This is a genomic window from Paenibacillus sp. J22TS3 (assembly GCF_018403205.1).
In the GTDB taxonomy this organism is placed as follows: Bacteria; Bacillota; Bacilli; order Paenibacillales; family Paenibacillaceae; genus Fontibacillus; species Fontibacillus tuaregi.
This window is the reverse complement of record NZ_BOSF01000001.1, coordinates 405,854-424,608: the sequence shown is the minus strand read 5'-3', so window position 1 is coordinate 424,608 and position 18,755 is coordinate 405,854. Positions and strand designations below refer to the sequence as shown.

The 18,755-nt window shown below is 49.5% G+C and carries 21 protein-coding genes; all 21 read left to right on the top strand.

The window, feature by feature from the left end; all coding sequences use genetic code 11:
- The first annotated feature begins 21 nt into the window (after positions 1-21).
- The 21 genes from KJS63_RS01970 to trpE all read left to right on the top strand — a co-directional run bounded on the left by KJS63_RS01970 (position 22) and on the right by trpE (position 18,733).
- Positions 22-762, top strand: a complete 741-nt coding sequence (locus KJS63_RS01970; protein ID WP_244862465.1) for a DUF3939 domain-containing protein — start codon at positions 22-24, stop codon at positions 760-762.
- A 393-nt stretch (positions 763-1,155) separates the two neighbouring features.
- Positions 1,156-2,634, top strand: a complete 1,479-nt coding sequence (spoIVA, locus tag KJS63_RS01965; protein ID WP_213618301.1) for a stage IV sporulation protein A — start codon at positions 1,156-1,158, stop codon at positions 2,632-2,634.
- Between the two features lie 210 nt (positions 2,635-2,844).
- On the top strand, positions 2,845-3,117 hold the full coding sequence (locus KJS63_RS01960; protein WP_068617082.1) for an HU family DNA-binding protein: 273 nt from the start codon (positions 2,845-2,847) through the stop codon (positions 3,115-3,117).
- Between the two features lie 101 nt (positions 3,118-3,218).
- Positions 3,219-3,452, top strand: coding sequence for a trp RNA-binding attenuation protein MtrB (mtrB, locus tag KJS63_RS01955; RefSeq protein WP_068617084.1), 234 nt, complete (start codon positions 3,219-3,221; stop codon positions 3,450-3,452).
- A gap of 355 nt (positions 3,453-3,807) precedes the next feature.
- Positions 3,808-4,365 (top strand): hypothetical protein, encoded by a 558-nt coding sequence (locus KJS63_RS01950; RefSeq protein ID WP_213617738.1) that lies wholly within the window; start codon positions 3,808-3,810, stop codon positions 4,363-4,365.
- A gap of 98 nt (positions 4,366-4,463) precedes the next feature.
- Positions 4,464-5,321 carry a heptaprenyl diphosphate synthase component 1 gene (locus KJS63_RS01945; protein ID WP_213617737.1) on the top strand — a complete coding sequence of 286 codons (858 nt, stop codon included), beginning with the start codon at positions 4,464-4,466 and terminating at the stop codon, positions 5,319-5,321.
- A 22-nt stretch (positions 5,322-5,343) separates the two neighbouring features.
- Positions 5,344-6,069 (top strand): demethylmenaquinone methyltransferase, encoded by a 726-nt coding sequence (locus KJS63_RS01940; RefSeq protein WP_213617736.1) that lies wholly within the window; start codon positions 5,344-5,346, stop codon positions 6,067-6,069.
- Positions 6,062-6,934: a UbiA-like polyprenyltransferase gene (locus KJS63_RS01935; protein ID WP_213617735.1), complete on the top strand. Its 873-nt coding sequence runs from the start codon at positions 6,062-6,064 to the stop codon at positions 6,932-6,934. Before KJS63_RS01940 ends, KJS63_RS01935 begins: the two co-directional genes overlap by 8 nt.
- The gene (locus KJS63_RS01930) at positions 6,931-7,602 is read left to right on the top strand and encodes a UbiX family flavin prenyltransferase (protein WP_213617734.1); all 672 of its coding nucleotides are present in this window, start codon (positions 6,931-6,933) and stop codon (positions 7,600-7,602) included. Before KJS63_RS01935 ends, KJS63_RS01930 begins: the two co-directional genes overlap by 4 nt.
- On the top strand, positions 7,562-8,425 hold the full coding sequence (locus KJS63_RS01925; protein ID WP_213617732.1) for a menaquinone biosynthesis protein: 864 nt from the start codon (positions 7,562-7,564) through the stop codon (positions 8,423-8,425). The genes KJS63_RS01930 and KJS63_RS01925 overlap by 41 nt, the downstream gene beginning before the upstream one ends.
- Positions 8,422-9,396, top strand: a complete 975-nt coding sequence (locus KJS63_RS01920) for a polyprenyl synthetase family protein (protein WP_213617731.1) — start codon at positions 8,422-8,424, stop codon at positions 9,394-9,396. Before KJS63_RS01925 ends, KJS63_RS01920 begins: the two co-directional genes overlap by 4 nt.
- Before the next feature lie 99 nt (positions 9,397-9,495).
- Complete coding sequence (ndk, locus tag KJS63_RS01915) at positions 9,496-9,939, top strand: nucleoside-diphosphate kinase (RefSeq protein ID WP_213617730.1); 444 nt, start codon at positions 9,496-9,498, stop codon at positions 9,937-9,939.
- On the top strand, positions 9,930-10,760 hold the full coding sequence (locus tag KJS63_RS01910; RefSeq protein WP_213617728.1) for a CheR family methyltransferase: 831 nt from the start codon (positions 9,930-9,932) through the stop codon (positions 10,758-10,760). Before ndk ends, KJS63_RS01910 begins: the two co-directional genes overlap by 10 nt.
- 73 nt (positions 10,761-10,833) lie before the next feature.
- Complete coding sequence (locus KJS63_RS01905) at positions 10,834-11,037, top strand: hypothetical protein (protein WP_213618342.1); 204 nt, start codon at positions 10,834-10,836, stop codon at positions 11,035-11,037.
- Positions 11,038-11,394: 357 nt separating this feature from the next.
- Positions 11,395-11,622, top strand: coding sequence for a sigma-70 family RNA polymerase sigma factor (locus KJS63_RS26500; protein WP_306432882.1), 228 nt, complete (start codon positions 11,395-11,397; stop codon positions 11,620-11,622).
- Positions 11,574-11,795, top strand: a complete 222-nt coding sequence (locus KJS63_RS01895; protein WP_068617106.1) for a hypothetical protein — start codon at positions 11,574-11,576, stop codon at positions 11,793-11,795. Before KJS63_RS26500 ends, KJS63_RS01895 begins: the two co-directional genes overlap by 49 nt.
- A gap of 161 nt (positions 11,796-11,956) precedes the next feature.
- Entirely contained in the window at positions 11,957-13,663 is a 1,707-nt protein-coding gene (locus tag KJS63_RS01890) for a DUF4127 family protein (RefSeq protein WP_213617726.1), read from the top strand.
- Between the two features lie 521 nt (positions 13,664-14,184).
- Positions 14,185-15,354, top strand: coding sequence for a chorismate synthase (gene aroC / locus KJS63_RS01885; RefSeq protein WP_213617725.1), 1,170 nt, complete (start codon positions 14,185-14,187; stop codon positions 15,352-15,354).
- The gene (aroB, locus tag KJS63_RS01880) at positions 15,354-16,448 is read left to right on the top strand and encodes a 3-dehydroquinate synthase (protein WP_213617724.1); all 1,095 of its coding nucleotides are present in this window, start codon (positions 15,354-15,356) and stop codon (positions 16,446-16,448) included. Before aroC ends, aroB begins: the two co-directional genes overlap by 1 nt.
- A gap of 5 nt (positions 16,449-16,453) precedes the next feature.
- On the top strand, positions 16,454-16,837 hold the full coding sequence (gene aroH, locus KJS63_RS01875; RefSeq protein ID WP_213617722.1) for a chorismate mutase: 384 nt from the start codon (positions 16,454-16,456) through the stop codon (positions 16,835-16,837).
- Between the two features lie 342 nt (positions 16,838-17,179).
- On the top strand, positions 17,180-18,733 hold the full coding sequence (gene trpE, locus KJS63_RS01870; protein WP_213617721.1) for an anthranilate synthase component I: 1,554 nt from the start codon (positions 17,180-17,182) through the stop codon (positions 18,731-18,733).
- The last annotated feature ends 22 nt before the right edge of the window (positions 18,734-18,755 follow it).

The following is an 18,755-nucleotide window of genomic DNA, read 5'->3' as shown; positions in this document are numbered from 1 at the left end:
CGCAGATAAGGATGATAAAGGTTGAGGAGACGAAGGTTTGATCGGGCAAGCCGGCTTGCCGCCGTTGCTGGGATCTGTATGTTATTGATTACAAGTCTTAGCGGGTGCATGTACCCGCAGGAGAAGCGTGGGGGTCAGGTGTCTTACCGGGAGAGTGTGAACCGGATTCAGATGGCCGTGGATCAATTTCAGAAGGATAAAGGCATCCTTCCTATCCTTAATGCGGATCAGGATACGCCAAGGTACGAGAAGTTCAGAATCGATTTGGACAAGCTGAACAAGGCGGGGTATATGGACGAGATCCCGGCTACCGCCTTTGAGAAAGGCGGATCGGCCTATTTCCTGATCCAGAATGAAGAGACGAAGCCGGAGGTTAAGGTGATGGAATTAACCACGGTACAGAAGGTCAATGATGTGCAGCGCGCGGTAGACAAATACAAGGCCGCTCATCAGGGCCAGCTGCCTGTGCTCAAAGAGGCCTATCCGGGAATCAATGCAGTGGATCTGAAAGCGATCCAAAGTGAATCTTTGGCATGGAAGAGCTTTTATTCCGGACAGGAAGCGGATTATCTGATGGACCGGCAGGGTCAGGTGTATGTGGATTACGCGCTTGATATCATGCAGGCCGTGGAGAAATCTGGAACCAAGCCGGAGCAGAATGTAGACTTAAGGCCCCTGCTGTTGGACCAGTCGTATTTTGTGCCTGTTAAATCTCTTCCTTACCACTGGCAGAATAACCTGCCTGTTGCTGTGGATGCGTAAGACCCGTTATGGGTCTTTTTTTTATTTATAATCTTCCAGCATCGCGTCATACAAATTATAGATTCACATACATATACAATATGGCGGATCATCCGGTGTCTGAGCCGGATCATGAGTTTCTTGCGGAGTTCGCTTTCTTTTCTGTCATATTTCCTCTTGGGATACATATGATGGTACTAGTCCAAAAGCATGTACGAGTAACGCCGCTTCGTTCCTATATCTCTTGACAGGCTCCGGCGGCGGACACGGACAAGGGCAACCACAGTGCTCTGCCGTTGCAATAACCAAACATGCGGATCATTTTATGGTTCGTATCGATGAGTGAATAACGAAGCGGATGCTCTGAGCAGCATTTTTCCTTCGGCGAAACTTTAGGAGGGGATTTCATTGGCATTGGAAAAAGTAGATATTTTCAAGGACATAGCCGAGCGCACGGGAGGTGACATCTATCTTGGGGTTGTCGGTGCGGTCCGGACCGGCAAATCCACCTTTATTAAAAGGTTCGTAGAGACGGTAGTCCTGCCGAACATCACCAATGAAGCAGACCGTGTGCGGGCGATTGATGAGCTTCCGCAAAGCGCCGCTGGCAAGACGATTATGACCACAGAGCCCAAGTTCGTTCCGAATAACGCGGTTCAAATTAAAGTGGATGAAGGGCTTGAGGTCAACGTCCGTCTGGTTGACTGTGTAGGTTACGCAGTAGAAGGAGCGAAAGGCTACGAGGACGAGAACGGTCCGCGCATGATCTCAACGCCATGGTTCGAGGAACCGATTCCGTTCCAGGAAGCGGCGGAGATCGGTACACGCAAGGTGATTCAGGAGCATTCGACCTTGGGTGTGGTGGTCACTACGGATGGCACGATTGCGGACATTCCCCGTTATTCCTATGTGGAGTCCGAGGAGCGGGTAATTGCCGAGCTTAAGGAAGTTGGAAAGCCGTTTGTCCTGATTATTAATTCCACCCGCCCGCGTAGTGAAGAAGCGCTGCAGCTGAGAAGTGAACTGGCGGCCAAATACGATATTCCGGTGCTAACATTAAGTGCGGCAACCATGACCGAAGAGGACGTGACGGGTGTGCTGCGCGAGGTGCTCTACGAGTTCCCAGTACACGAAGTTAATGTGAATCTTCCTAGCTGGGTTATGGTGCTTAACGAGAACCACTGGCTGCGCAGCAACTATGAGAACTCGGTTCGTGATACTGTCAAAGACATCCGTCGTCTGCGCGACGTGGACCGGGTTGTCAACAACTTCTTAGAGTATGACTTCATTGACCGGGCAGGCCTCAGCGGTCTGAATATGGGTCAGGGCGTTGCCGAAATCGACCTGTTCGCACCGGATGAGCTCTATGATCAGATCCTGACGGATGTGGTCGGGGTGGAGATCCGCGGCAAGGACCATCTGCTGCAGCTGATGCAGGAGTTCACCCATGCCAAGAGGGAATATGACCGCTTTGCCGAGGCTCTGGAAATGGTTAAAACTACCGGCTACGGAATTGCGGCACCGTCGCTGGCTGAGATGGCACTTGATGAGCCTGAGCTCATCCGCCAAGGGTCCAGATTTGGGGTCCGCCTGAAGGCAACCGCACCATCCATTCATATGATCCGGGTTGATGTGGAGTCGGAGTTCTCCCCGATTATCGGGACAGAGAAGCAGAGTGAAGAATTGGTACGCTACCTGGTGCAGGACTTCGAAAGTGATCCGATCAAGATCTGGGAATCCGATATCTTTGGCCGTTCGCTCCATTCCATCGTAAGAGAGGGAATTCAGGGCAAAATCGCTTTGATGCCGGACAACGCCAGATACAAGCTTCAGGAGACGCTTGGACGCATTATCAACGAAGGTTCAGGCGGATTGATAGCCATTATTCTATAACCGTAATTGGCCCGGCCAAGGGAGACTTGGCCGGGTTTTGTCATGAAAATGACCGTTCAAGCAGTCAAAACCCTTAAATACCTTGAAATTCTGCCCGGGGTGTATTACTATAAGTTTGTTCTTGGCGAAGATTTACGTATATTTTCGGTCAAAACGGAAACACAGTATAGCAGAGATGCAGTTATTCCTTTTCGGGGGAGGTGAAACAGGATGAACAAATCTGACTTGATCGCACAAGTTTCTGAATCCACGGAATTGTCCAAGAAGGACGTAACTAAAGCCGTTGACGCTGTATTCGAAGCGATTTCAGAAGCACTTCAAAATGGTGATAAAGTACAATTGGTGGGCTTCGGTAACTTTGAAGTTCGTGAGCGTTCCGCACGTAAAGGACGCAATCCACAAACCGGTGAGGAAATCGAAATCCCTGCGAGCAAAATCCCAGCATTCAAACCGGGTAAAGCGCTCAAAGACGGAATTAAATAAAGATTTCTACATATTTCTTCCGTTACCCAAAGACCGTGAGCATCTGTTCACGGCCTTTTCTTTTCGTGAAACGCATGGCTATTTATGTGGGAGGTTATATCATGACCGATGAGCAAAATGTGAACAATGGGGATTACTTTGTAGTCAAGGCTAAGGAGCAGGGGGTTCAAGTCATTGGACTTACCCGGGGCAAGGATACCCGCTTCCACCATACGGAGAAGCTGGATAAAGGGGAAGTTCTGATCGCCCAGTTCACGGACCACACTTCCGCGGTTAAAGTTCGCGGCAAAGCGATTGTGATGACCAAGCATGGTGTCATCGATACGGAAGAGTAACGCAGGCCCTGCCTGCTTTTTTTGATACATTGAGCCTTCTATATAAAACAAACTTTAAAAATTAACCGATCTCAGCTTCGATCCCGAGTGATTCTGAAGAAGCGGAGCGTCCGCCTTTGGCTCCGAAATGCCCCTACTTGGATATTTAGTTCAAGGATTTCGGAGACAACAGCGGCCTTAAAGAACACTCGGCATCGCAGCGCCCTTTAAGGGTAACCTTCATAATTTCATTTTATATAGGCGAAGGAATTGAGGAAATTCGTTCTTGGTTAAGTCCGGAATGTATACAATGAGGTATGAGCCCTTATGTACTTGCTGTCCGCATCTACATGAGCCAAGTGAAGGGGAGGATACCTTGAGCAGATGGAGCATGCTTGTCACCGTGTTATCGCTTACGGTCTGTACCGCTTTGATCGTTTCAGCTTTCTCGGCGCCGGGTTACCAACCTGGTAATCCAAGCAGCCGGAGTGTGTTTGGCCATCAGCAGGTTGTGGAGCTGCGTCAGGACAACCTAGTGGATGAGCTTGCAGGGCTCCCTCTGTCGGTGCGAATCTCCAAAGCCGATCTGGACGGTGCCATTCTCTCGGTGGAATTGAAAATTCAGGAAGAAGGATTTTATCCTTCGGTCCTTTATTTAAATATGGCGGAGCTGATCCGGTTTTCTTTTGAAGGGACCAGCAATGTGAACCAGCTTCTAGTCAGACTCGTGGCCGAAGACAAATGGATCGGCTCCAAGCATCTGCTGCTCGCTTCGGACGTGCGGCGGGGGGAATGGCCTTCCTTTGCGCTGAACGATCTGGAGAATTTGGGCAATCAGCCTCTTACCGATCAGCTTAAAGAATATTTCCGTTTTACCGTGACCAATTTATGGAAAACCCGCTTTGAGCCAGGCCTGGAAAGACAAGGGCTCTAAGCATAGACTCTGTGCGTGCTGTAACAACATATGATATAATAGATTGGATTGTGACATGTAAACTAGACATCGTCAGTAAGAGCGGCCGGAGGAAAAGGATGAAACCATATCGTATACCTGAACTAGCAAAAAAATACGTCGAATACGACATGATAACCACCCACACGGAGCTGCCGCCTTTTGCGAATGCCCGTGTTCGTTTGCTTTACACCTTTTTGCGTAACCAGGATTCCTTCACGGAAGCAGCCGCTGAGAATATTGCGCTTGCCGTTTATCTCGTGCAGCTTGGACTCGATACCCACGATTTGATCGATGCCGAGCCGGTACGCAAGGAGGAGCGGGAAATGCGGTCCCGCCAGCTTAATGTATTGGCCGGAGATTTCTTCAGCAGCTCGTTCTATGAGCTGCTCGCCAAAGAAGGACGGATTGATCTGATCTCGGCGTTAAGCTCAGCGGTATGTGAAGTTAACCGGAAGAAAGTGAATTTGTATACAAAGATGAGGACGAGGCTGACGGCGGATGAGTTTCTGGAGGCCAAGATCGAACTTAACAAGGAGCTGTTCCTGACGTTTAATGCGCTGCTGGACAAGCCGCTGCGCCATTCGTGGGAACTGCTTCTGCACGAGATCAGCTGCTGTGAGGCCGCCGCTTTCATTTTGGACAAAATGGCTAGTTCCCAGTCCGGCATTGATGACTACACCTTCCTCTATATTTCGGAGCATGGCACGGCCGAGGAACAAGCCGCACTGGCGAGGCCGGAGGCGGGGGAAGAGCTTAAGAAGCGCTTGATAGCGAAATATGGTCTTGTTGAGCGGATCTGGCAGACATTACATCATTCGGTGACCCGGTTCCAGCTTATTCTGCAGGATGTTCAAACGGGGACGGTTCATCAGGAGGAAGCCAATCTGATCAGTCCGTTCTTAACGACTTTACAGCAATTGAAACCTGCATTATAGGAAGGGAAAGTGAAGATAATCCATGGAATCGCAATCTCAGAATGAGAAGGAGAAGTTTGTTCATTCCGTGTTTGAAAGCATTGCTCCCAAATATGACGCAATGAACGATGTTATAAGCTTTCGCAGGCACAAGGCCTGGCGTAAATTTGCAATGAAGAAAATGGCGATGTCCCCTGGGGACACAGCCTTGGACCTGTGCTGCGGGACATGTGACTGGACAATCAGCATGGCTGAAGCTAGCGGCGGACTGATTAAGGGACTGGACTTCAGCGAGAACATGCTAAAGGTGGGGCACAGCAAAGTGCAAGCCAAGGGGCTAGAGGGCCGCATTGAGCTGATTCAGGGGAACGCTATGGAGCTGCCCTTCGAGAGTGGACAGTTCGATTATGCGACGATCGGTTTTGGTCTGCGCAACGTGCCGGATCTCCGCCAGGTGCTTAAGGAGATGCAGCGTGTAGTCAAGCCGGGCGGCATGGTCGTATGTCTTGAGGTGTCTAGGCCGACTTGGCAGCCGTTCAAAGGAATTTATAATTTTTACTTTGAGAAAATCCTGCCTTTGCAGGGGAAATTATTCGCTAAGAGCTATGAACAGTACAAATGGCTCCCGGAATCCCTGGCCCAATTTCCAGGCAGACATGAGCTGGCTGAAATATTCCGTGACACCGGGCTGTCTCAGGTGGAAGCTTATCCTCTGACAGGGGGCGTTGCAGCATTACATATCGGAATCAAGGAGAAGCCAGATGTTTAAGAAAACCGTAATATTTCTAAATATGATTAAATTTGAACACACCGTGTTCGCACTTCCATTCGCATTTATGGGAGCGCTTCTCGGTTCGGTAGCAGTGAATGGGCATCTGCCTTCATGGGCGCAAATCGGCTGGGTGCTGCTCGCCATGTTCGGTGCACGCAGCGCTGCGATGGGGCTCAACCGGTTAATTGACCGGGTCAGTGACAAGAAGAACCCCCGCACGGCAGGACGAGCTATCCCGGCAGGACTGCTGCGGATTAGTGAGGTTGTGATTTTTGTAATTGTCTCATTCATTCTGTTGTTCTGGGCTGCCTCAGAGCTCAACCCGCTGTCGGTTAAGCTGCTGCCTATCGCAGTATTTATGCTTGTTATTTATTCGTACACTAAGCGCTTTACCTGGTTGTGCCATGTGGTTCTTGGCCTTACTATTGCACTGGCACCTTTAGGGGGCTGGGTTGCGGTTACCGGAGTTGTGGATGCTTCCGCGATTGTATTCTATTTGACGATTACGTTCTGGGTGGCTGGATTTGATATCATCTACGCCTGCCAGGACATGGAGTTTGACCGCAAGGAAGGGTTGTTCTCGATACCGGCAAGATTCGGAATCGCCAATTCCCTGAAGATTGCCCGGACTTTTCATATCATAACCGCAATCGGATTTGTAGCTTTGTTTCAGATGACCCACCTAGGATGGTGGTATGTCACTGGCATGATTATTGCTTATCTTATTCTGTTCTATGAGCATGCTATTGTCTCCCCGAAAGACCTCAGCCGTCTGCAAACGGCCTTCTTCCTTATGAACGGGGTGCTGAGCATCGTGGTGTTCTCATTTACTTTGGTTGATCTGCTGGTGAGTCACCGATGAGTACTATCGTGGAAGCCAAGGCGGTGGAGCTGTATGCTTCCCGCGCGTATGTCGTCGGAATTACGGGAGCGAGCGGTTCCATATACGGGGTTAGGCTGATTGAGGTTCTCCTGAAGTTTGGAGTGAAGGTGCATATCGTGATTTCGAATGCCGGCTGGAGGGTGATCAAGGAGGAGCTGGGCTGGATTACCACAGACCGTGATGCGGTGCTGGAAGAGAAGTTCGGCGGCTTGCCCGGCAGCTACCAGTATCATCCGGTCGCGGATATCGGGGCCTCGATTGCGAGTGGTTCTTTCCGGGTGGACGGCATGGTAATTATGCCCTGCTCCATGGGGACACTCTCTTCTATCGCCCACGGGTCCTCCGAGAATCTGATGACCCGCGCGGCCGATGTCATGATGAAGGAGGGGCGGACCTTGGTCCTCGTTCCAAGGGAGACTCCGCTGCATGCCATTCATCTTGAGAATATGCTGACGCTTGCCAGACTCGGAGTTCGGATGATCCCGGCGATGCCCGCCTTTTACTTCGGGCCTAAGAGTATGGATGATTTAATCAACTTCCTGGTGGGTAAAGTACTGGACAGCCTTAATATAGATCATCGCTTGTTTACAAGATGGGGGGATACAAATGAACAACAGGGAGAACAACATCCTCATCGGACAAATTGATTATACGAACGTGTGGCCGGTATTTCATCATTTTAGTCCGGAGACATTGTCCCAAAAAGTGAATATGGTTGCCGAGGTTCCGGCTCTTCTGAACCGGCGGATGCTGGAGGGTACGCTGGACATGTCACCGATCTCTTCATTTGCTTATGGAGTAGGGTATGAGCGGTTCTTGCTGCTGCCGGGTATGTCTGTTAGTGCAAGAAATGCCGTGAATTCGATCCTGTTGTTCTCGCGTAAGCCGCTGGAAGAGGTCGTGAACGGAAGAATTGCGCTTACCAATACGTCAGCAACTTCAGTTAATCTGCTTAAGATTATTGTTGAGAAGGCTTATGGAGGGGCTCCCGAATATTGGGACAGTGCTCCTGACCTTGAGGCCATGATGGAGAGTAGTGATGCTGCTCTTCTCATTGGAGACCATGCGATAAGAGCGTCTTGGCAGGATCACGGTTATATTGTTACGGATTTAGGGGAAATATGGAAAAAATGGACCGGTTACGGAATGACCTTTGCCGTATGGACCGTACAGCGGACGTTTGCTGAGCAGCACGGGGAGTTTTTATCGGAAGTGACCTCCGCTTTCCTGAAGAGCAAACAGCTGAGCCTGTGGGATTTGGAGCCGCTGGTTCACAGAGCCCTCAAGGAAATAGGCGGAACGGCCTCCTACTGGCGGCATTACTTCAGCAATCTGTGTTATGATTTTGGGGACGAACAGCAGGCTGGGCTTGCACTTTATTTTAAGTATGCATATGAAATAGGCCTGCTGAAGGCAGAAGTGCCTTTGAATATATGGAGTGAGAATAAGCTGACACGGGTGAAAGAATGAAACTATTGGATATTTTCGGGACACTAAAGAAAGACATGGATACTGTGGAGCAGCAGTTATACCGTACGATTGACGGGGATCAGGAACTGCTCAAAGAAACTTCACTTCACCTGCTTCAAGCAGGGGGGAAAAGATTGCGTCCTGTATTTGTGCTGCTTGGCGGCAAATTCGGACACTACAACCTGGAACAGCTCCAGAATATTGCTGTGCCGCTCGAGCTGATCCACTCCGCATCGCTGGTGCATGACGATGTCATTGACGATGCGGGCACCCGCCGCGGCAAGCCAACGGTCAAATCCAAATGGGACAACAAGATCGCCATGTACACCGGCGATTATATTTATGCCAAGGCACTTTCCCTCGTATCCAGACTTGGCAACCCGGAAATTCACCGGATTCTATCCAAAGCATTGGTCCAAATGTCCATCGGCGAGATGGAGCAAATCCGCGATTTCTTCAACACGGGACAGAGCGTGCGGAATTATCTGCTGCGAATCCGGCGCAAAACGGCACTGCTGATTGCCGTCAGCTGCCAGCTTGGGGCTGTGGCTGCCGAAGCACCTATCGAAGTAAGCCGGGCACTATACCGGTACGGGTATAATGTGGGGATGGCATTTCAGATTCGCGATGATCTGCTCGACCTGAAGGGGACCGAGAAGCAGCTCGGCAAGCCGCCAGGCAGTGATATGCGCCAGGGGAACATTACCCTTCCCGTGTTATACGCGCTGCAAGATGACAAGCTTCGTGAGCCGCTGCTCCGGGAAATTACAGAAATTCATGCCAAGGACGGGTCAGCGGACACCTCCCGCGCAATCCAGATGATTCTTGGCAGCCAGGGCATTGCCCGGGCCGAGAAGCTCGCCGACCGTTACATCGAGAAGGCGCTTGCCGCGCTTCACAAGCTGACGGAGAACAAAGCGAAGAAGCATTTGCAGGACATTGCTTTTTTTGTCAATCGAAGAGCATACTAGGCACTTATCACCCTAACATTATTCTGCTAATATATGGAGTGAGTCCGCTAGATTGCCAGAAATACGAGAGAAGGCGGCGACAAATCGGGAGGGTTACCAATGGAACGCACTTTTTTGATGGTTAAGCCGGACGGGGTGCAGCGAGGCTTGATCGGCCGGATCATCAGCCGTTTGGAAGACAAAGGATTCAAGCTGGTTGCAGCTAAGCCTGTTCAGGTTACACAGGAACAAGCACAAAGACATTATGCTGAACATGAGGGAAAGCCGTTTTATGACAACCTGGTGAATTTCATTACATCGGCCCCTGTGTTTGCGATGGTTTGGGAAGGGGATGAGATTGTGACATTGTCACGACTTGTCATCGGCAAAACGAACGTTACCGAAGCCCTGCCAGGAACAATCCGTGGAGATTATGCCGCCCATACGCCGTCTAATCTTATTCACGGCTCGGATTCCGTGGCCAGCGCTGAACGTGAGATCGCCAACTTCTTCGAGCCTCATGAAATTCTGAGCTATAAGAAGAGTACTGACTCGTGGATCTAAATCGTTCTCCCCTAGGCGCTGACAAGACGGAACAAGAGGGAGCACCAGATCCCGATTACTTAGGTTTTATTCATAGTGTTAGACAGCAGACAGGCATAGACTTGTCCCAGTACAAGGAAGCCCAGATGAAGCGCAGGCTGACCACGCTCAGAACAAAGAACGGTCACGCCTCATTTGCATCCTTTTTCCAGGCGATGATGGCGGACAAGAAGCTGTTTTATGAGTTTTTGGACAAGATGACCATCAATGTGTCCGAATTCTGGCGCAACCCGAACCGGTGGGAAGTGCTGAGAGATAAGATTATCCCAGAGATTCTAGGGAACAAAAACCGGCTTAAAGTGTGGAGTGCGGCATGCTCTACTGGTGAAGAACCTTATACGATCGCCATGATCTTATCCGACCTTGGACTGCTGACAAGCAGCTACCTGCTTGCCTCGGACATTGACGAGGGGGCACTTGCCAAGGCGAACCAAGGGTTATATCTGGAGCGCTCACTTAAGGATGTGCCCGCAGAGGTCAGCCAGCGTTATTTTACAGCGGAAGGCAGCGCAATGTACAGAATCGATGAGAAGCTGAAGAAAGCGGTCACCTTTAAGAAGCAGAATCTGCTGCTTGACCAGTTTGAAGAAGATTTCGATCTGATTGTGTGCCGGAACGTGATGATTTACTTCACGGAAGAAGCAAAGAATGCACTCTATATGAAATTCGCCAATGCGCTCAGACCGGGCGGAATTTTGTTTGTCGGAAGCACGGAGCAGATTTTTTCCCCGAACAGGTATGGACTTGAGGCGGCGGAAACTTTCTTTTACCGCAAAATGTAAAATTCCGCTAGTATAATCATTCCCGCTTACTCCGATACTGGAAATAAGCCAGTCAATTATCGGAGGCAAGGTCATGGACAAACGTAAAGTCATCATTGCCTATCAACGTGGGTTTCTCACCCTGCAGGAGTGTGCTCAAATTCTTGGTGTTGAGAGAACGCATGTAGAGACTCTCCTGGTCAGGGAGAAGGATACAACTGAAGGAAGCTCTGCTCTACCCATTGTTGTGGGCAAGGATGCCTTGAGAGGCATGCCGGGAACATACGAGGCGAATTAATATGTGAAACGCACGGTCTACCGTATCAGGGGCCGTGCTTTTTTATTTTGGTGGAATGATCCGCGAACCAATTCCTGTTGAATGAGAACCGCTTCTCTCCACTTTCTCCATACACAAAACCCCTATAAAATTCCCTTTGAGCCCATATTTATGGTATAATAAGAACATGCGTTCGCATTTAACTTTTCGTATTGTTATTCGTCTATTAGTTATCGAAAGTACATAGGTGGAGGGGATTATTTGTTAGTCCAGCAAGAGAGCATATTTGAGCAGTATAAGGCAGAACTTTACCGGATCGCTTGGCGGCTGCAGTATAAAGCTAAGGTCATTCGCAGACGGGAAACCTCATTTTATGATATGGAACCCGCAGACACCAGAACCTTTACCACAGACTCTGATAATAAGATCGTAGTGGACCAGCTTTTAAGCAGCTTGCCCGCACAGGGACGTACAATTTTACGTAAGCTCTACATGGAGAACCGAACGGAAAAAGAGGTGGCATGTCAATTAAAGATTAGTCAACAGGCGGTGAGTAAATGGAAAAAGAAAATGATCCAGCAATTATCCCGGACCATGTGTTCTTAAGGCTGCTGCAGCAATCCAGAAACCACGATGAGGAGGCAACCTTAAAGCTTCTCGAACTGTTTGAAGGAGATATTGATCATTTAAGCAAGTACATTTATATGCCAAGGGAAGATGCGGCTTCCCAGATTATTGTTGAATTTCTTGAGTTTTTAAAGCAGGAGAAGCAAGAATAGAAATTATTTTCTAAACCAGGTTGTATTTAAAGTTCTCAAATTACCTATTTAAGTGAAGGGCCAATTAAACCGGAATATGAAATAGCTTGGGAAGAAGCTATTTTAGGGTTCCATCTTCCCGCTCATGGCTCAAACTCATTTGAAAAGGAGCGATATTTTTTATGAAAAAGATATTGTATGTACCGATCGATGACCGCCCTGTCAACCTGGATGATGTGATCAGGCAGGGGCAAGCCGCAGGGTTGAAATTAATTACTCCATGTACTGAGGATATTGAGAATCGCCTGGATTCTGTGGCCTTAGCCTCTGGAGACCAGCTATTAGGTACTTCAACGCCTACCTTCGGCAATAGCTCACACATTCGGAAGTTTATTTTAAACAATGCTTCATCTGCTGATGGATTTATTCTATCTACGGATATGTTGGCTTATGGCGGCCTCATTGGCAGCAGACGCCTGCGGACAAGCGGGGGAGGGACCTACCCGGAGTATGACTCATCGGTAACCCATCTGCTGGATGTCATCCGCAAGATTAAACAGGCTTACCCGAACAAGCCAGTATTTGTGTTTGATACGATTATGCGCCTTGCCACAACCACTTATGTAGAAGGGCTCACTTCGGATGCGTCGGTTGAGTCACGTAATTTTATGGGACTGCCGCGCAAGTCTTATACGGAATTTGATGATATTCTGAACAACTATAATGAATCCGATAGCGGCACGCAATATGGGGAAACCACTTATTTCGATAAAATCCAATATTACAATACTCGGCAGCACAAATTTAAAACCAACTATTATGTGCTCGATCAGCTGGCACGTCAGGGTTACATTGATTTCCTGGCCGTAGGTGTAGATGATGCCAAAACCCAAGGTGTGCAAATTAATGAAATCCGCTTTATTGAAAATTATATTAACAGCCACCTGGGCGGCCGCGGGGGGCAGAATCCCGACCGGGCCATTATTCTGCCGGATGCGGACGGTTTGGGTCATTCGCTTGTCGCCCGCATGGCTAACCACTTGTACCTTGGGGGAAGAAAACCGAAATATTCGGTTCAATATTATGGTCCTGAAGGTTCCACCATTATTAATCCGTACGAGTATATGAATGTTCACGACAACATTGTGAGACACGTGGATATTATTGGTGGGCAATTTGTTACGGATTCACCGGACGTTGAGATTATTGCTATTACCAGCTCCGATGAGGTGCCGCAAGCAGTAAGCCGGATTGAGACAAACGGCTCTGAACGCCGGGGTACGGTTGTTGTTGATTTTGTCGGCCAGGGCCCGGCCAGCCCTGCAGTAACCGAGGCAATGCTGGGCAGCCCATCCACCGGGCTTCTGTTAGGATACAGCGGCTGGAATACAGCAGGCAACAAAATTGGGATTGCCCTCGGCATGGGCCAGTCACGTTATGCGTTCCTTGTGTCCAAGGCAAAGCCTTCTGTTATAGAGGATGCTGTGGACGCTCATGGTTCATTGCTGTTTAAACGCTTTTTGAAAGATTATTATTACAAAGCGGTAGCAATCAGTGACATACGGGCCTACTCAAGAAGCCACAGCAAATATGCCAACCTGCCGCAAGGCGTAGCGGATCAGAATATGGTTGTATTCAACTCCACAGAGGATTACAACCACCTGCTAACCCTGCTTCGTGATCTGATGCAGACGCATACAGAAACTCTTCGCTCTAAGAATGCGTTTGGGATCGGAACCCCGGCAGTCTCGCATGCTGTGCGGCAAATCAAAGGGTCCTCTTGGAATCTAGCGGAGTATAAACGTGCACATTTAGATTATTGTGATCCTAACTACATTTGGGGACGTGCTTTTGAGATTACGCTAAATCCAACGGTTGATGTGAAGTAATGTTTGGGGGCTGTCCCGAAAGAGATTAAATTCGAAATAAGATCAGCTTACCCTCTGATAATATTATCCGGAAAATACAGAAACAGCGGCCCAGAAGATTACACACGAGCCGCTGTTTCACTGTACAGGCGCCTTCTTGAGTAGATGTCGGCAATCTTAAGCCGGCCGACCTCAAGAGTTCCTTTCAAACAACTCACATTTTTTGTTTATATAAAATGAACTTTAGAATATACCTCTCTCAGCTTCGATCCCGAGTGATTCTGAAGAAGCGGAGCGTCCGCCTTTGTCTCCAAAATGCCCCTACTTGGATATTTAATTCAAGCATTTCGGAGACAACAGCGGCCTTAAAGAACACTCGGCATCGCAGCGCCCCAATAGGGTAAACTTCATTAGTTCATTTTATATAAAACAAGAAAATTCGAATCAATACGTGACAGTCATGTATCTAAATATTATAATGAGCAGAGAAATTATCGGATTTTAGCCAATTACAGTTTTACAGTTTAAAGGGGGAACGCAACATGAGTTTACGTTATTTAACTGCTGGGGAGACGCACGGTCCTCAACTCACCGCGATTATAGAGGGATTGCCAAGTAATTTGAAGATTGATTTTGAAGCGCTGAATTTTCAGCTTCTGCGCCGTCAGAAGGGTTACGGCCGCGGCCGTCGCATGCAGATCGAGAAGGATACGGCCACAATCGCGGGTGGAGTCCGTCATGGATATACAACGGGAGCACCGGTTGCGCTGATCGTGGAGAACAACGACTGGAAGCACTGGCAGAACATTATGAATATTGAGCCAATTGAAGGCTCGGACGAAGAGAAGCGCCGTGTACACCGCCCAAGACCGGGACATGCGGATTTGAACGGTGGACTGAAATACAATTTGAAAGATTTGAGAAATGTGCTTGAGCGCTCCAGTGCCCGTGAAACAGCGATCCGCGTAGCTTGTGGAGCTATGGCCCGTCAGCTTCTAGAACATTTCGGAATTAAAATTGCTGGCCAGGTTATTCGGATCGGGGAAATTGAAGCGCCTCCTCACAACCTGTCGCTGGATGAGCTGCGCGAGGTTACAGAGCAGTCGTCCGTCCGGGTTGTGGACGCTGAGACGGAGAAGAAGATGGAAGCCTATATCGATCAGATCAAGCAGGACGGGGATTCGATCGGCGGGATTGTGGAATGTATCGTGGAAGGCGTGCCAGTGGGTCTCGGAAGCCATGTTCAGTATGACCGTAAGCTTGACGGGCGGATTGCCCAGGCTGTAATGTCCATCAACGCTTTCAAAGGTGTTGAGATTGGAATCGGCTTTGAGGCAGGGACAATCCCAGGCTCCAAGGTGCATGATGAAATTCTGTACAGCGAAGAACGCGGATACTACCGGGCAACGAACCGGCTCGGCGGTTTCGAAGGCGGGATGACCAATGGTATGCCACTTGTGGTCCGCGGTGTAATGAAGCCGATCCCTACTCTGTACAAGCCGCTGCAAAGTGTTGATATCGATACGAAAGAGGCATTTACAGCTCAGGTGGAGCGTTCTGATGCTTGTGCGGTTCCTGCGGCCAGCGTTGTGCTTGAGAGCGTTGTGGCTTGGGAAGTGGCGAAGGCCTTCCTCGAGAAATTCGGCGGGGATTCCATTGAGGAAATTGAGAGAAATGTGAAGAGCTACCAAGAACAGTTGGAGAACTACTAATGAGGACGCTCACAGTTGAACTGGGGGAGCGTTCATACCCCATTTATATCGGCAGCGGGCTGCTTGAGCAGATCGGATCGTATCTTGAGAGGCATTCGGTCAGCACCAAAAGCCCCCTGCTTGTTGTTACGGATGATCATATTGCCCCACTGTATCTGGATAAGACGGTGGAGCAGCTTGAGCATCATGGATACCGCGTGGTAACCTCCGTTGTTGCGGCCGGGGAGAAAGCAAAGTCCCTGTCCGTGTTCGAGGATGTAATGACGGCTGCGATCCAGGGAGGGCTGGACCGCAAGTCGGCTGTGCTGGCTCTCGGAGGCGGTGTGGTCGGCGACTTGGCTGGCTTTGTGGCCGCCACTTATATGCGCGGAATTAAATTTGTGCAGATTCCTACTACTATTCTGGCTCACGACAGCAGTGTGGGTGGGAAGGTGGCGGTCAACCATCCGCTTGCCAAGAATATGATTGGAGCTTTTCATCAGCCGGTTATGGTTCTGTATGACGTGGATACCCTGCAGACCTTGCCAATGAGAGATGTGAAGGCAGGTTATTCCGAGATGATTAAGCACGGCCTGATCTGGGACGAAGCGTTTGCCGACTGGTGTTACTCGCACGCAGACAGCCTTCTGTCCCTCAACCGGGAAGACCTGGCGTACGGCTTGGAGAAGGGCTGTGCTGTTAAAGCGGCTGTGGTGTCTCAAGACGAGCAGGAGAACGGGCTGCGCGCCATTCTTAACCTGGGCCATACGATAGGCCATGCCATTGAAGCCGTAGGTGGTTATGGCGAATTTCTGCATGGGGAAGCAATCTCGATCGGCATGATCGGCTCTGCGCTGCTGGCAGTCAATAGGGGAAGAGAGCGTTCTATTTATACAAGAACCAAGGAAATTTTGGAGAGATTCGGGCTTCCTACTGCTTTGCCTAAGCATGTGGATACCGAACAGCTGATCAGTGCTCTCCTTCATGATAAGAAATTTAAAGAGAATCTGATTGTTTTTGTCCTGCCGGTTGCGATCGGTAAAGTGGAGATTGTGTCCGATATTACATTGGACGAAGTACGAAGTGTAATTGAGCAGCTGAAAGAGGAGGCTTAAGGCCGATGTATAATCGCGGAATTAGGGGAGCCACCACGGTTACCCGAAATGATGAGAATGAGATTCTTCGGGAGACCGTGGTTCTTCTAAAAGAAATTGTGGAGCGAAATGAAATCGTTCCAGAGGACATCTGCAGTGTTTGGATCACCATGACTCAGGATTTGGATGCGACTTTTCCGGCACGTGCCATTAGGCAGATGAATGGCTGGGACTTGGTTCCCTTGATGTGTTCGATTGAAATTCCGGTTAAAGGCAGTCTGCCCTTGTGTATCCGCTTGATGGTCCAGGTGAATACAAATAAGAGCCAGCGGGAGATGAAGCACGTATATTTGAATGCTGCCAAGGCGCTTCGTCCTGATCTTTCTTCCGCTGGTAGCGAAGGGAAATAGGACTAAGGTGGTTGCTAAACTCAACTGGGATGTTGTATAGTGTTATTAGTGAGTTTGTAATGAGATGAGTAGAGTTTAGATGAGATGAGCAGAGCAGAGTTGAGCTAAGCGAATGTCCCCTGGTGGGTTGTCCGGTTGCATGCCTGGTAGTGGAAGAGGCGGCAATAGCGGATCGTCTGATATCTAGGTGTATTTTTGACATACCCGTCAGACCAATCTATTACCTTTGGACAATAGTTTATTTAACTGCACATCGAACCAGCCTCTACTTCGGTAGAGGCTTTTTTGCATATCTGCCCATATATGATCATGGATGTATCCAAGACCAAAGGAGTGAGGGACATGATAACCCCGCGTATTGAAGAAGTAATCTCGATGGCCAAACAGTTTAACCTGATTCCAGTCGTAAAGCCGATTATGGCTGATATGGAAACTCCGATCCGCCTGTTCCAGCGTTTTGCCCAGCGTGACCGGGCGTTCTTGCTGGAAAGTGTGGAGGGCGGGGTACAGTGGGCCCGTTACTCCTTTATTGGAACCGACCCGTTCCTGATGATCTCCGCGAAAAAAGGCAGCGTTGTTGTAGAGCAGGGCGGTGCGAAGCGCTCTCTAAACGGGAAACCGGTAGAAGAGCTGAAATCGATCCTGCGGGCATACCGCAGTCCCAAACTTCCGGATATGCCGCCTTTTACGGGGGGCGCGATTGGCTTCTTCGGTTACGATCTCCTGCAGTATTATGAGAAGCTGCCCGCTCATGCGGTAGATGATCTGCAGATGCAGGATATCCAGTTCATGTTCTGCGATCAGGTTATCGTCTTCGATCACGTGAAGCAGCGGATTCTGCTGGTCGCCAATCTGCATGTGGCGACTGGGGCGAAGGACGAGGAGATCAGAGCGGCTTATGATGAGACGTTATCCAAGCTGGATCAGATGGCCGAGGTGCTTCAGCAGGAAGGTCCGGGTGAGAATCTGAACCGGCGGCCATTTCCGGAGGATGTCGAGCTTGGAGAGATTGCCTCCAATATGACGAAGGAGCAGTACATTGAGAACGTAAAACAGGCCCAGGAATACATCCGGGCAGGTGATATTTTTCAGGTGGTGTTATCCCAAAGATTCCACATTGAGACAGAGGTGTCCCCGCTTCATGTGTACAGGGTACTTCGGACGATGAATCCATCCCCATATATGTATTACCTGAAGATGGGCGATGAAATTATTGTGGGCACCTCGCCTGAAGCTCTGGTGAAGGTGGAGAGCGGACGGGTGGAAACAAGACCTATAGCAGGAACCCGTCCGCGCGGGGCTAATGATCGTGAAGACAGGGAGCTTGCCGAGGAGCTGCTGAAGGACGAGAAGGAGCGCGCGGAGCATTTAATGCTGGTTGATCTTGGCCGCAACGATCTTGGCCGCGTATCTGAATTCGGAACCGTTAAATGTGATACATTCATGGAAATTGAAAAATATTCGCACGTGATGCATATTGTATCGGGCGTATCTGGCAAGCTGCGCAAAGACAAGGATTTCTTCGACGCATTCTTGTCCTGCCTGCCAGCTGGCACGGTATCAGGAGCCCCTAAGCTTAGGGCGATGGAAATTATCGCAGAGCTTGAACGGGAGGCCCGCGGCACTTATGCGGGTGCGATAGGATATCTGGGCTTTTCAGGAAACATGGACTCCTGTATTACGATCCGCACCATTGTGTTCAAGAAAGGCCGGGCTTATGTCCAGGCCGGAGCTGGGATTGTGTGGGATTCAGTGCCTGTGAAGGAATATGAGGAAACAGTCAACAAAGCCAAGGCCCTGCTCAAGGCGATCCGCACAGCGGAAATCATGTTTCCTAGAGCTGCGAGTCATGATGGAGTGATCAATCAGGATTACCTTTACGAATATACACCTTAATCATAATCAAGGAGGAGAGCGG

What these genes read in the sequence shown, in the direction of transcription:
- KJS63_RS26500 (WP_306432882.1), top strand. Translation starts at nt 11,395, where the DNA reads ATGGAACCCGCAGACACCAGAACCTTTACCACAGACTCTGATAATAAG.
- KJS63_RS01945 (WP_213617737.1), top strand. Translation starts at nt 4,464, where the DNA reads ATGAAACCATATCGTATACCTGAACTAGCAAAAAAATACGTCGAATAC.
- KJS63_RS01920 (WP_213617731.1), top strand. Translation starts at nt 8,422, where the DNA reads ATGAAACTATTGGATATTTTCGGGACACTAAAGAAAGACATGGATACT.
- KJS63_RS01905 (WP_213618342.1), top strand. Translation starts at nt 10,834, where the DNA reads ATGGACAAACGTAAAGTCATCATTGCCTATCAACGTGGGTTTCTCACC.
- KJS63_RS01960 (WP_068617082.1), top strand. Translation starts at nt 2,845, where the DNA reads ATGAACAAATCTGACTTGATCGCACAAGTTTCTGAATCCACGGAATTG.
- aroC (WP_213617725.1), top strand. Translation starts at nt 14,185, where the DNA reads ATGAGTTTACGTTATTTAACTGCTGGGGAGACGCACGGTCCTCAACTC.
- aroB (WP_213617724.1), top strand. Translation starts at nt 15,354, where the DNA reads ATGAGGACGCTCACAGTTGAACTGGGGGAGCGTTCATACCCCATTTAT.
- KJS63_RS01935 (WP_213617735.1), top strand. Translation starts at nt 6,062, where the DNA reads ATGTTTAAGAAAACCGTAATATTTCTAAATATGATTAAATTTGAACAC.
- KJS63_RS01940 (WP_213617736.1), top strand. Translation starts at nt 5,344, where the DNA reads ATGGAATCGCAATCTCAGAATGAGAAGGAGAAGTTTGTTCATTCCGTG.
- KJS63_RS01895 (WP_068617106.1), top strand. Translation starts at nt 11,574, where the DNA reads ATGGAAAAAGAAAATGATCCAGCAATTATCCCGGACCATGTGTTCTTA.
- KJS63_RS01930 (WP_213617734.1), top strand. Translation starts at nt 6,931, where the DNA reads ATGAGTACTATCGTGGAAGCCAAGGCGGTGGAGCTGTATGCTTCCCGC.
- ndk (WP_213617730.1), top strand. Translation starts at nt 9,496, where the DNA reads ATGGAACGCACTTTTTTGATGGTTAAGCCGGACGGGGTGCAGCGAGGC.
- aroH (WP_213617722.1), top strand. Translation starts at nt 16,454, where the DNA reads ATGTATAATCGCGGAATTAGGGGAGCCACCACGGTTACCCGAAATGAT.
- trpE (WP_213617721.1), top strand. Translation starts at nt 17,180, where the DNA reads ATGATAACCCCGCGTATTGAAGAAGTAATCTCGATGGCCAAACAGTTT.
- KJS63_RS01925 (WP_213617732.1), top strand. Translation starts at nt 7,562, where the DNA reads ATGAACAACAGGGAGAACAACATCCTCATCGGACAAATTGATTATACG.
- KJS63_RS01890 (WP_213617726.1), top strand. Translation starts at nt 11,957, where the DNA reads ATGAAAAAGATATTGTATGTACCGATCGATGACCGCCCTGTCAACCTG.
- mtrB (WP_068617084.1), top strand. Translation starts at nt 3,219, where the DNA reads ATGACCGATGAGCAAAATGTGAACAATGGGGATTACTTTGTAGTCAAG.